11 protein-coding genes are annotated in these 11865 nt (G+C 69.0%); 7 read left to right on the top strand and 4 right to left on the bottom strand.

Translation table 11 applies throughout. The annotated features are described in order from the left end of the window. Genes AB0J66_RS24455 through AB0J66_RS24440 form a run of 4 tightly spaced genes read left to right on the top strand, consistent with a single transcriptional unit; the run spans position 1 to position 4250 of the window. Positions 1–1989: an MFS transporter gene (locus AB0J66_RS24455; protein ID WP_364664656.1), complete on the top strand. Its 1989-nt coding sequence runs from the start codon at positions 1–3 to the stop codon at positions 1987–1989. A 4-nt stretch (positions 1990–1993) separates the two neighbouring features. Beyond that, a complete protein-coding gene (locus AB0J66_RS24450) occupies positions 1994–2542 on the top strand; it encodes a hypothetical protein (protein WP_364664654.1) in 549 nt (182 codons plus the stop codon). Then, positions 2539–3651 (top strand): M23 family metallopeptidase, encoded by a 1113-nt coding sequence (locus tag AB0J66_RS24445; protein WP_364664652.1) that lies wholly within the window; start codon positions 2539–2541, stop codon positions 3649–3651. Before AB0J66_RS24450 ends, AB0J66_RS24445 begins: the two co-directional genes overlap by 4 nt. Further along, positions 3651–4250, top strand: a complete 600-nt coding sequence (locus AB0J66_RS24440) for a hypothetical protein (RefSeq protein WP_364664766.1) — start codon at positions 3651–3653, stop codon at positions 4248–4250. Before AB0J66_RS24445 ends, AB0J66_RS24440 begins: the two co-directional genes overlap by 1 nt. Before the next feature lie 2 nt (positions 4251–4252). On the opposite strand, the gene AB0J66_RS24435 is transcribed toward AB0J66_RS24440, so the two are convergent. Then, positions 4253–4810 carry a hypothetical protein gene (locus tag AB0J66_RS24435; protein WP_364664649.1) on the bottom strand — a complete coding sequence of 186 codons (558 nt, stop codon included), beginning with the start codon at positions 4808–4810 and terminating at the stop codon, positions 4253–4255. Positions 4811–4953: 143 nt separating this feature from the next. Between AB0J66_RS24435 and AB0J66_RS24430 the strand changes: the two genes are divergently transcribed. Continuing rightward, positions 4954–7506 (top strand): FtsK/SpoIIIE domain-containing protein, encoded by a 2553-nt coding sequence (locus AB0J66_RS24430; protein ID WP_364664646.1) that lies wholly within the window; start codon positions 4954–4956, stop codon positions 7504–7506. Further along, entirely contained in the window at positions 7503–8180 is a 678-nt protein-coding gene (locus AB0J66_RS24425) for a hypothetical protein (RefSeq protein WP_364664644.1), read from the top strand. Before AB0J66_RS24430 ends, AB0J66_RS24425 begins: the two co-directional genes overlap by 4 nt. On the opposite strand, the gene AB0J66_RS24420 is transcribed toward AB0J66_RS24425, so the two are convergent. After that, entirely contained in the window at positions 8173–8628 is a 456-nt protein-coding gene (locus tag AB0J66_RS24420; protein WP_364664642.1) for a MarR family transcriptional regulator, read from the bottom strand. The two genes, AB0J66_RS24425 and AB0J66_RS24420, sit on opposite strands and share 8 nt — an antisense overlap. A 61-nt stretch (positions 8629–8689) precedes the next feature. Here AB0J66_RS24420 and AB0J66_RS24415 point away from each other — a divergent pair, with 61 nt between their 5' ends. Next, positions 8690–9190 carry a carboxymuconolactone decarboxylase family protein gene (locus AB0J66_RS24415; RefSeq protein WP_364664639.1) on the top strand — a complete coding sequence of 167 codons (501 nt, stop codon included), beginning with the start codon at positions 8690–8692 and terminating at the stop codon, positions 9188–9190. On the opposite strand, the gene folE is transcribed toward AB0J66_RS24415, so the two are convergent. Further along, entirely contained in the window at positions 9177–9824 is a 648-nt protein-coding gene (gene folE / locus AB0J66_RS24410; protein ID WP_364664764.1) for a GTP cyclohydrolase I FolE, read from the bottom strand. The two genes, AB0J66_RS24415 and folE, sit on opposite strands and share 14 nt — an antisense overlap. Next, a complete protein-coding gene (gene ftsH, locus AB0J66_RS24405) occupies positions 9821–11836 on the bottom strand; it encodes an ATP-dependent zinc metalloprotease FtsH (RefSeq protein WP_364664637.1) in 2016 nt (671 codons plus the stop codon). The genes folE and ftsH overlap by 4 nt, the downstream gene beginning before the upstream one ends. Positions 11837–11865 lie beyond the last annotated feature (29 nt).

Raw genomic sequence — 11865 nt, 5'->3', positions numbered from 1 at the left:
ATGGTGCGGCGGGGGTTGGCGCTGCTGATGACGATGTTCGTCGTCGTCGTGGCGTCGATCGTGTGGGCGGTCGCCCCGGCGTCGGCCGCTCCGGCGGGGGTTCCACTCAAAGTTCCAGGCGGCGCATGCAGCGTTGAGGAGTGGCAGCAGGACATCCAAGGATGCGTGGGCCGGCTCACCAAGGTGGCTGCTGACCGCGCGGATTGCCTCAAAGCACCCACCCCGAGCACGCCTGACTCAGGGCTCGCCGGCTGGTTCGCGGAGCGGCCCAAGACCGAGGATTCGAAGACCAGCTTCCCCGGCCTCTACAGTGACTACGGATACGCCGGGTACAACTACACGACCTACGACCTGGAAAGCGGTTGTGCTGCCGCAGTGGTCGACACGGACTACAAAGTCGAGACCACCATCGCCAACGGCGAATTCATGATCGCCACAGCGGTCATCGGAGCGTCCAATGCCCTGCGCGAGCGCGCTTGGGATCCGCAGGCGCTCTGGGGTTGGGCCGACCCGCTCGTCGATCAGGCCACCAAGGCCGTTTACGAGAAGGTCTTCAGCGTCTTCGGCGTCATCACTCTGGCCATCGTGGGGGTCTATCTCATCTGGCGATCGAGGCAAGCCGAAATGGGAGCCGCTACGACCACGGCCGGCTGGGCGATCCTCGTGATGGTCGCCGTGACGGCGATCGCGGCATGGCCGGTGCGCTCGGCCAACATCGCCGACGGCACATTGATCAACACCCTCGGCGTCGTGCACGATGCGGTTGGTCCACGACCGGACGATCCGCCCGCGGGCTGTGCACTCGGTGGCGACGCCTGTAAGGACAACCGCCCGCCGGCCGTCCGAGCCAGCGACACGGTTACCGAGACCATGCTTTACCGAAATTGGCTACGTGGGCTCCTCGGATCGGCCGACAGCGAAACGGCCAAGAAGTACGGCGCGGCTCTTTACGACGCCCGATCGTTGACGTGGGACGAAGCGGAGCGGATCCGCGAGAATCCGGCCACACGTCCGGGCGTCCTGGACGGCAAGAAAGAACAGTGGCAGCGAGTTGCCGAGCAGATCAAGACCGAAGACCCGGAAGCATACGAGTATCTGCAGGGCGTCAACGGCATGGATCGGATCGGCGCCGGATTCATCGCGGTCCTGGCGGCGATCCTGTTCGCGATGTTCGACCTCACTGCTTCCGTGCTGGTCCTTCTGGGCTTCCTTATCTTCCGGTGGGCGGTGATCGCGGCGCCGATCCTGGGCACCATCGGTTTGCTCCGACCGGCGAGCGCGGGAATCAAGCGTCTGGGCAACGCCGTCGTGGCCGCGGTATTCAACATCCTCATCTTCGGCACGGGCGCGGCGATCTATCTGTTCGCCGTCGACATGATTATGAGTACGGCCAGCCTTGCCGGTTGGCTTCAGGTAGTACTGGTTTGGCTCTGCGGCGTCGCGGGCTGGATTCTGCTTCGTCCCTACCGACGCATCACACAGCTAGGCGGCAAGGACGGCGCGCGCACTATCGCCACCGGTTCCTGGACCCGAAACTTCTTCCGCGACATGCGGGAGGCGGCGAAGACCGAGTCCGCCGACACCGACAGCCGTCAGGTCGTGGGCAAGGACGGTCGCACGGTCTACGTCGACCAGGGTAATCTCCGGCCCGAGGCCCGGCTTGAGGACCCGTCGCACTCAGCGACGGCTCGTGGCAGCCTGGAACCGGTGACCGCCGGATCCGGCCGACGCGGCGGCGGCTCCGGGCCGACGCGACCTGACGGCACAGAATCGGTTCGCGACACTGCGGACACACCGGCGCCCGAGAAGGACTCCGCCGGGCAGAGGGAGAAGGCCGCCCCCTCGCGGGCGCGGGCGACGTCCACCTGGACCGAGCCGGACGAGGCAGAGCGGCCGGCGTCCTTCGCGATCTACCGGCCAGAAACCGGTACTACCGCGCCGGAGCCGGCGCCACCGGCTACTCCGCGGGTGCGCACCGAGGCGAAGTGATCCGATGGCCCGCTCACTTGAACTCGGACTGAACCGGATCTTCCGGTCCCGGTGGGGCGTCGCCATCGTCCTCGCCGTCATCGTGCTGGCCATCGTCGGGCTCGGCCGGCTCTTCTCCAGCGGGGATGACGCGGCGACGCCGTCTGTGGGCGCCGGGTCACCTGCGCCAGCGGTGAGCATCGACCCTTCCGAGGACGACAGCGTCATCGACACGGCCCCGCCGCCGAGCCCATCCACCAGCGCCGGGCGGGCGCAACCCGAGGCTGTTGCCTACGCCTTCGCGTCCGCCTGGGCCGACCATCAGAGCATCACCCCGAAGGCCTGGCGCGACCGGCTGCTACCGAATTCCACGAAGAAACTGGCCAACGAGCTGGACGGGGTTGATCCGGCCGGCGTTCCGGCCGACCGGGTGGTCGGTCGGCCGAGCCTGGTACCGGTCACCGCGACCGTGGTCAACGCGGTCGTCACTATGGACTCCGGCAAGCTCAGCCTCCGCTTGATATCTCCCAGCGGCCATTGGCTGGTGGACGGCATCGACTGGGAAGCGGCGTGAGCGTTCCGCGGCGCCGGAAGATCGTCCTGCTTGTCGCCCTCGTGGCGACGCTTGCCCTGCTCTGCTGCGGTGGGAGCATCACTGCCCTGCTCGTCGGCGGGCTCACCGACGAAAACCCCAAACTGAATCTGGCGATGGGTTGCGGAAAGGGCGGCCCGGTCGATCCTGATTCGAAGATGCCGCGGATCCGGTCCTATGGCGCGACGCAGATGCGCAATGCGGCGGTCATCATCAACGTGGGCGCGGACTTGAAGATGCCGCCACGCGCTTGGGTTATCGCCGTCGCCACAGCGATGCAGGAATCCCGTCTGACCAACCTGGGCAACCTCGGCAAGCGTAACGATCACGATTCGCTGGGTCTTTTCCAACAGCGGCCGAGCTCCGGCTGGGGCACGCCGGCACAGGTCATGGATCCGGCCTACGCGGCGACGAAGTTCTACGAGAAGCTCAAGACCGTTCCCGGCTGGGAGACGATGGCGCTTACCGAGGCCGCCCAGAAGGTTCAGATCAGCGCCTATCCCGACGCGTACGCCAAGCACGAGCCGACCGCTACACAGATCGTGAACCAGCTGGCCGACGGCGCGGCGAACGCGGTGGGTAGCTCGGTCGCCATGGTCTGCGCTTCAGCCGGCCAGATCGCCGCCTCGGGGTGGACCAACCCGGTCAATGCCGTCGTCGGATCCGGCTTCCGCACCCGCGAACGCTCCAACCACCAAGGTGTCGACCTGATCATCGGGCGTTACACGCCCATCGCGGCTGCCGCGAGCGGCATCGTCTCGAAGGTCAAATGCGACGAGGACCACAGTGGACGGCGCACCTGTAACGTCGACGGCTACCCGGGTAAGGGCGGCTGCGGCTGGATGGTGGAGATCCAGCATGCCGGCAACGTCATGACCCGGTACTGCCACATGGTGCAGCGGCCCTTCGTCAAGGAAGGCCAGGAGGTGACCGCGGGCGAAATCATCGGCCGGGTCGGCACGAGTGGCAACTCCTCAGGTCCCCATCTGCACTTCGAGGTGCACCTCAACAACGATCGGTCGAGCGCGGGCGCCATCGACCCCGTAACGTTCATGCGGACGCAAGGAGCACCGTTGGGAGGTGCGGGATGATCGGCGGACCGGTGCCGGACCCCTTCGCAATGTCGGACGGAGCCCTGGAGGCGCCGCGGCCGATCGTACCCACGCCCGCCGCCATGACGGGCACGCTCCGGGGCCGACGGGTCCTGATCGGCTTGCCGGGGCACGGCTGGCGAGGCGATCTGCGCGCCGACGAAAAGGTCGTGCAGGGCAGCCGTACCTACGTCCCGGTCATGCCCGAGGGTGAGTGGTACCGGGCGGAGTCCGAGCAGACCGAGGTGTTCGCCCCTCTGATTCCGGTCGAACGGGTGTGGGTCGAGGACTACGGCATCAGCGGGTTGACCATCGAGTCGGCCGATCTGACCTCGCGGCTGGTGTCGCTGGACGAACCATCCCGGCGCAGCCCGGTCAAGACCCTCGACGCGGCCCGGCTGACCGGCCTCCGGGTGGTGCAGATGCTCGAGTCGGGTAACGAGCAACGTGACCTGCGAGCCGTCACCGAGATGCACACAAACAACGACGGTGACATCTGCGTCCGGGTGGCTACCGAATTGGAGTGGTATCGCTGGGCCTGGAGCGGTCGCACCCCGCGAACCCTTGAAGTGCCGGTGCACATGCTCTGGCTGGAGTAAGTTCAGCCGATCTTGGTAGTGCTGCAGACACGCCACCCACTGTCGTCGACCACCCCGAAGCTCCATGACTCGCTCACACGGCCCGATTGATCCGTTGCCGTCTTGATCAGGTCCGTGGTCACTTCGCCCTCGGCCCCGTTCTTCTGGACCGTGAACGTCGACCAGTTGACACGAATGCCGACCGAGAACTGCTTCTCCCGGGCGACGATGTCAGCCCGGTAGTCGGCGATCGCTTGGAAGTCCCCGCCGGATTTGCACTGGTACAGCGAGGCTCTCTGGTCGTCCCGGTTGATGAGGTAAGCCCGAAGGAAGCTGTCCACGACGGCGTCGGGCTCGGCGCGGTCGATCTTGGTCTCCTTGTCGTAGAGGAGAACGAACACGCCAATCCCCCCGATGCACAGCAGGGCGAAGATCCCCGCACCCACCGCCAACCACAACCGCCGCCGGGGGTTGCGCCCCTTCGCCGGCTTCTCCACGGGCTCCGGCGTCACTCCCCCGTCCGGCTGGCGGGGCAGCTCGGGCTGGGTTGGTGCTCCGGTCACGGGCTCCTGCGGCTGCACACATACGACAGTAGTGCCTCGTCACTCGTAATCGCCCGGGCGGCTACCCAGGGGCACAACCCTCGCGACTCGGGCGGGGACGGTGCACCGGGAACGCGATGGCGGTCCGGCTCTGGGATAGGTTTTATCCGCACACACAGGAGGTGAGAGCGGTGGCGGATTCGGCCGAGCGGGTCCATCAGGCTGCCGCTTTGCATCGGCAGGCGGCGGCGATCGCCGAGGCCGCAACCTCCGTGCTCGAGGGGGACGGGGCGGCCCAGCCCGATCCGCTCGAGCAGCATCGGCTGGTCGAGGAGTTGCGGATCGCCGCGGCCGCGCTGGCTCCGGGCTGGCTGGGCGCTGATCTCGATGCGCAGTCGCTCAACACTCCGCTGGGTGGGGTCTATCCGCCGCAGTTCGTGCGGCTGGGTGCGGCTCAGCCGTTGGACGACGCCCAGTTCCCGGCCCTGGTGCCGCTGCTGGGGACCGGGCATCTGACGATCGACGCCACCGCCACTGACTCCCGGGTGTTCGGGCTTCTGCGATCTTTGCTGGTGCGTCTGCTGGCCGCCGCGCCGGCCGGTTCTCTTCTTGTGCGGGCCGTGGACGGGGTCGGCGCCGGTGAGGTCTTCGCCCCGTTCGCCGGGCTGCAGGATGCCGGCTTGATGTCGCCGCCGGCCACCGATCGGCAGGGTTTGCGGGATGTGCTGGCCGAGGCCGAGAAGTGGTTGCGCCCGGGCCGCGGTGTCGCGCCCCGGCGGAGCCGCCGCGACCGGATGATGCTGGTGGTCATCGCCAGCCTGCCCGAGTTGACTGAGGGTGAGGAGCTGCGCCGCATCGCCGCGCTGGCCCAGCAGGGGCCCGATTCGGGGCTGCATCTGATCGTGGCCGGCTGGCCGCCGCCACCGTTGACGGCCGAGACCACTCAGGCGCCGTTGCCGCGTACGACGATGATCTCGGTGCGTAATCCCTATGCGGTGATCGGGGATCCGCCCGGGGCCACGTACGGCTCGATCCCGAGTGTGTCCTGGCTGAACGCCCCGGTCTTCCTCGACGAGGATCCGCCGCCGCATCTTCTCGAGGCGGTCTGCCGGGAGCTGGCCGCCCACTCGGCCGCCGCCTCCCACGTCACGCTGGCCGATCTGCTGCCCGAGCCGGGTGATCAGCTGTGGGCCGGTGACGCCGCCGAGGGTCTGAGCACGGTTGTCGGGCACGACGGGGAGATCCCGCTGGCCCTGCGCTTCAACGATCTGACTCCGCACTGGATGGTCGGCGGCCGGTCCGGCGCCGGCAAGACCGCTTTCCTGGTGAATGTGCTTTACGGGCTGGGGGCTCGTTACAGCCCGGCCGAGCTGTCGCTTTACCTGCTCGACTTCAAGGAGGGCGTGACCTTCGCCGAGTTCGTGCCGACCCGGCGCGACCGCACGTGGCTGCCGCACGCCCGGGCCGTCGGGGTCGAGGCCGACCGGGAGTACGGCCTGGCCGTGCTGCGGGAGCTGGACGCGGAGATGGCGCGGCGCTCCGTGGCGTACGAGCGGGCGGGCGTGTCGCGTTTTCCCGAGCTGCGGGCCGCGGCCGCCGACCGGCCGCTGCCGCGCATCCTCTGTGTCATCGACGAGTTCCCGGTGCTGCTGGCCGGGGCCGACCCGGTGGCCACCGAGGCCGCCGCGCTGCTCGACTCGCTGGCCCGGACGGGTCGCTCGTGCGGCATCCATCTGATCCTGGCCAGCCAGAATGTGCAGGTCACGCGGGACTTCTTCGGCCAGTTCCCGGTGCGTATAGCGCTGCCGGGCGGCGGCGACGTGCTGGAGCCGGCCAACGACGCGGCGGCCGGGCTGCCGCTGGGCACGGCCGTGGTCAACACGGCCGGTGGGCTGGGTGGCCCGCGCGGCGCGACCCGCGGTCACGAGCGGATGGTCCGGTTCCCCGATCCGCACGCGGACGACGAGCTGCTCAGCGACCTGCGGCACAAGCTGTGGGGCGCGCGCGATCCGGAGGCCCAGCCGCCGCGCGTGTTCGCCGGTTACGCGGCTCAGCATCTGGCCGACGACCCGACGTATCGGGCCGCGCTGGCTGGTCGTGGGGCCAGGCCGGCCGCGCTGGTGGGCCGGGTCCTCGACGTGAACCTGTCCACCGCGGCATTCCCGCTGGAAGCGTCGCCAGGCCGGCATCTGGCCGTTTTCGGCACACAGGCGGCCGGGTCGGAGGTGCTCGACGCGGCGGCTCGCAGTGTCGCCGCGTACCACCAACCCCGTACCGCCCGGTTTGTCATTGCCTCCCTGGTCGCCGAGGGTGACCGGCTCGCCGAGGCCCTCGCCGCCGAGATCGGCCATCGGCAGGAGGTCGTCGTGGTCGACGCGGCCGGGCTGGCCGCGGAGCTGGATCCGGAGCGGCCCGGCTACCGGGTGGTGTTCGGCATGGACGCGACGCCGCGCGGTGGCCTGCCGGGGCTGCCCGCGCTGCTGAGTGACGGACCGGGCCGGGGCGCTCACCTGCTCTCCTGGTGGCGTGATCCGCGCCGGTTCGCCGAGGAGACCGATGGTCAGGACGTGGCCGGCCTGCTGTTCCTGAACGTTCCGGCGGCCGAGGTGGCAGCGATGATCGGCCGCCCGCTGGAGTGGCAGCCGCGGCCCAACCGCGCGCTGCTGCACGACCGGCAGGCCGACCGTACGGTGACGCTGGTGCCTTTCCTCGAGCCGGACGGGGACGAGTCGTGACCGATCAGCAGACCAACGCGATCCCGGCCCAGACCGGTCCGCCGGCGCCGGGCCCCTGGGCCGATTACCTTGCCGCCGCGCAACGGCTCGACGCGGTTCGCCGGGCCGCGAGCTCGGTGGCGGGCGAGCAGCAGGCCGCGACCGCGGCGGCCGGGCAAGAGCTTTCGGCCGTACGCTCGCAGCTCGCCCACCAGGAGGCACGCCTGGGCGGGGAGCTGGGGATCCCGGTGACCGAGCTCCGGCCGACCCAGGCCGACCTGGATGTGGCGGCCCGGGCCGTGGCCGGTGGCCCGGCGGCCGCCCTGGCCGCGCTGCAGCAGGCCCGGCGGACCGCCGACACCGCGGACGCCCTGCTGACCGGTCCGTCGGCGAGCCGCACCTGGCGCCCGTGGGCGCGCAACCTGCTGGTTTACGGCCCGTTCGCGGTGGTCGTGCTGATCGTGCAGATCGCGCTCTACCTGGTGGCTTCGCCCGGCTCGGTGCCGACCTACGCGCTGCTGTGCGGGCTGAGCATGCCGCTGGTGGCGTTCGGGCTGGGCTGGGCGACGATCGGTTTCGTCTGGGGTGGCGAGCCCGGGACCGTCGACCGTACGCCCATTGTGGGTGCCCTGGCCTGCCTGACTCCCGTCCTGCTGACCTGCATGGGCGTCGGGCTGGCGTCGTTCTTCAACTGAGCCAGCCGGGCACGTCGACCGGGAAGACCGGACCGCGGACGACGGTGCGCAGCGACGATTCGATGAGTTCGACCCGGTCCGGTCCCAGCTCGGCCGTCCATCGATCGCGCAGCAGCTCGAAGATCTCGGCCGCCTGGTGGAGCGAGTCGATGCCGCGGTCGGTGAGCCGGATCAGTTTGCGCCGGGCGTCGGCCGGGTCGTCCACCCGCTCGATGTAGCCGAGCGCCTCGAGCCGGTCGATCGTCTTGCCGGCGGCCTGCTTGGAGACGCCGAGCCGGCGCCCGACGTCGCTGGCCGAGGCGCCGTGGACCCCGATCGCCTGCATGGCGAAGCCGTAGGCGGGGCGCACATGGGGGTGGCCGCGCCGGGCGAGTTCCTCGTGCAGCTCGTCGATCAGGGTGCGGAAGCCGGCGAACAGCAGCAACGGCAGCTCGTAGGCCTCACCCATTGGCAAACTCGACAACCTGGTTTACGGTTTCGACAACCACGTTGTCGATCCTATCGGAGCCATGATGTTCACTCAGCACACCCTCGACTCCGCCCCGGCCGCCTCGCGCCCGCTGATGGAGAAAACCGTCGCCCATCTGGGCCACCTGCCGTCGGAGGTGGCCCGGCTGGCCGAGTCCCCCGAGATGCTCGGCGGCTTCCTGCACGTCAACGGCCTCTTCGAGGCGAGCACGCTCGATCCGCTGGCCCGGGAGGTGGTGGTCATGGTCATCGCGACCCGCAACGGCTGCCGGACCTGCATCGCCCTGCACACCGGCCGGCTACGGCAGCTCGACGCCAGGTCGGAGCTGATCACGGCCCTGCGCGAGCAGCGGGAGCTGGCCGATCCCCGGCTGGAGGCGTTGCGAAGGTTCACGCTGGAGGTGCTCGCCACGACCGGGGACACGCCTGTCGAGGGCTTTCTCGCCGCCGGTTACACGCGGCGCAACGCGCTGGAGGTCGTGCTCGGCATCGGGACGTACACGATGTCGACCCTGGCCAACCGGATGGTCAGCGCGCGTTGATCAGGGCCATGGCCTCGGCCCGGATCTTGGCGTCGGTCTGGAACGCGCCGCGGACGGCCGAGGTGACCGTGCGGGCGCCCACCTTACGGATGCCCCGCATCTCCATGCAGAGGTGCTCGCACTCGAGAACGACTATCGCCCCGCGAGCCTCGAGCTTCTCCATCAGCAGATCGGCTATCTGCGACGTGAGGCGCTCCTGCACCTGCGGGCGGCGGGCGTAGACCTCGACCAGGCGGGCCAGCTTGGAGAGCCCGGTGATCCGGCCGTGCGTGCCGGGGACGTAGCCGATGTGCGCCACGCCCTTGAAGGGGAGCAGGTGGTGCTCGCACATGCTCATCACTTCGATGTCGCGGACCAGCACCAGCTCTTCGTGGTCGGCCTCGAAGGTGGTTTTCAGAACCTGGGCCGGGTCGACTCGCAGGCCGGCGAAGAGCTCGGCGTAGGCACGGGCGACCCGGGCCGGGGTGCGCTCCAGCCCGTCCCGGTCCGGGTCCTCACCGATCGCGATGAGGATCTCCCGGACCGCCTTCTCGATCCGCCCGAGGTCGACGGACTGCTCAACCGGGGTACCGGTGAGCTTTCCGTCGACCAGGCGGGCGGCGAGATAGTCGAGGGCGTCGTCGTCGGAAATCAGTTGCTGCCTTCCGGGCCGCTGCCGTTCGGGTTCGATCCGATGGCAGCCTGGCCGTCAGCCACCGCCTGCGCCTTGAGCTTCTCGCGCTCGGCCGGGGTGAGCACCGGGGGCGCCTCGGACGGCATGCGCTTGCCGAAGCCGTTGAACGGCGACATCGGCGGGCGCTTGACGACCCGGGCACAGATCCGGTCCATGTCCTCGCGGGTGATGGTCTCCTTCTCCATCAGCTCGAGGACCATGCTGTCGAGCACGTCGCGGTACTCGACCAGGATCTCCCACGCCTCGTCGTGCGCCAGCTCGATGAGCGCGCGCACCTCGGCGTCGATGTCGGCCGCGACCGAGTCCGAGTAGTCCCGCTCGTGGCCCATGTTGCGGCCCATGAACGGCTCGTCGCCGCTCGTGCCGTACTTGACGGCGCCCAGCTTGGAGCTCATGCCGTACTGCGTGACCATGGCCCGGGCCAGACCGGACGCCTTCTCGATGTCGTTGCCGGCGCCCGTGGTGGGCTCGTGGAAGACGAGCTCCTCGGCGGCCCGGCCACCCAGCGCGTAGGCCAGGGTGTCGATCATCTCGGCGCGGGTCTGGGTGTACTTGTCCTCGGTCGGCAGGACCAGCGTGTGACCGAGCGAGCGGCCCCGCGGAAGGATCGTCACCTTGTGCACCGGGGCGGAGTGCGGCAGCGCGTACGCCACCAGCGCGTGACCGCCCTCGTGGTACGCGGTGATCTTCTTCTCGTTGTCGCTCATGGCCCGGGTGCGCCGCTCGGGACCGGCGATGACCCGGTCGATCGACTCCTCGAGGAACTCGTTGGAGATCGCCCGCTTCTCGTTCCGGGCGGTCAGCAGCGCGGCCTCGTTGATCACGTTGGCCAGGTCGGCGCCGGAGAAACCGGGCGTCCGGCGGGCCACCGAGTCGAGGTCGACGTCGGGCGTGAACGGCTTGCCCTTGGCGTGCACGCGGAGGATCTGCTTGCGACCCTCCATGTCCGGGTTGTCGACCGCGATCTGCCGGTCGAAGCGGCCCGGGCGCAGCAGCGCCGGGTCGAGGATGTCGGGCCGGTTGGTGGCAGCGATCAGGATGACGCCGCCCTTGGTGTCGAAGCCGTCCATCTCGACGAGCAGCTGGTTGAGCGTCTGCTCGCGCTCGTCGTGACCGCCGCCCATGCCGGCGCCGCGGTGGCGGCCGACGGCGTCGATCTCGTCGACGAAGACGATCGCCGGCGCGTTCGACTTGGCCTGCTCGAACAGGTCGCGGACACGGCTGGCGCCGACACCGACGAACATCTCGACGAAGTCCGAACCGGAGATCGAGTAGAACGGCACTCCGGCCTCACCGGCGACGGCGCGGGCGAGCAGCGTCTTACCCGTTCCGGGCGGGCCGAACAGCAGCACGCCCTTCGGGATCTTGGCGCCGAGCGCCTGGTACTTCGCCGGGTTCTGGAGGAAGTCCTTGATCTCGTGGAGCTCCTGGACCGCTTCCTCGGCGCCGGCGACGTCGGCGAAGGTGGTCTTCGGGGTGTCCTTGGTGATCATCTTCGCCTTGGACTTGCCGAAGTTCAGCACCCGCGAGCCGCCACCCTGCATCTGCGACATGAACAGCAGCAGCAGGATCACCAGGATGGCGATCGGCAGCAGGTTGATCAGCAGACTGAAGAGGATGTTGTCGCCCGAGACCGTGGCGTCGACCGTGCCGGTGATCCGGCCGGCCGTCTTGGCCTCGTTGACCTCGTTCCAGATCGTCTGCGTGACCTCGTACGGGTACTGGGTCTCGATCTTGTCAGTGGTCTTGCCGTCGAATCGTTCCGGCGAAGCAAGGTCGATCTGGAGCGTCTGCTCCTTGTCCTTCTGGACGACCTTCTTGATGCCGGGCTGATTGAGGCGCTCGAGCGCCACCGAGGTATCTACGCGCTGGTAGCTCGGACCACTGGTGAAGAACGAGCTCAGCGCAATCACGCCGATGATCACCAGAATGATCCAGACCACCGGGCGGCGGAAGAAACGCGTACGTTCCATACTGTTGTCGGGCGCCAAGCGCCCGGACC

The sequence above is a fragment of the Actinoplanes sp. NPDC049598 genome, assembly GCF_040675435.1.
Lineage (GTDB): Bacteria > Actinomycetota > Actinomycetes > Mycobacteriales > Micromonosporaceae > Actinoplanes.
Note: the sequence above shows the minus strand (reverse complement) of the source record. Positions and strands in the feature narration are given on the sequence as shown.

Coding starts and splice junctions, on each gene's coding strand:
- AB0J66_RS24420 (WP_364664642.1), bottom strand. CDS start 8,628: ATGGGTGAGGCCTACGAGCTGCCGTTGCTGCTGTTCGCCGGCTTCCGC.
- ftsH (WP_364664637.1), bottom strand. CDS start 11,836: ATGGAACGTACGCGTTTCTTCCGCCGCCCGGTGGTCTGGATCATTCTG.
- AB0J66_RS24450 (WP_364664654.1), top strand. CDS start 1,994: ATGGCCCGCTCACTTGAACTCGGACTGAACCGGATCTTCCGGTCCCGG.
- AB0J66_RS24415 (WP_364664639.1), top strand. CDS start 8,690: ATGATGTTCACTCAGCACACCCTCGACTCCGCCCCGGCCGCCTCGCGC.
- AB0J66_RS24455 (WP_364664656.1), top strand. CDS start 1: ATGGTGCGGCGGGGGTTGGCGCTGCTGATGACGATGTTCGTCGTCGTC.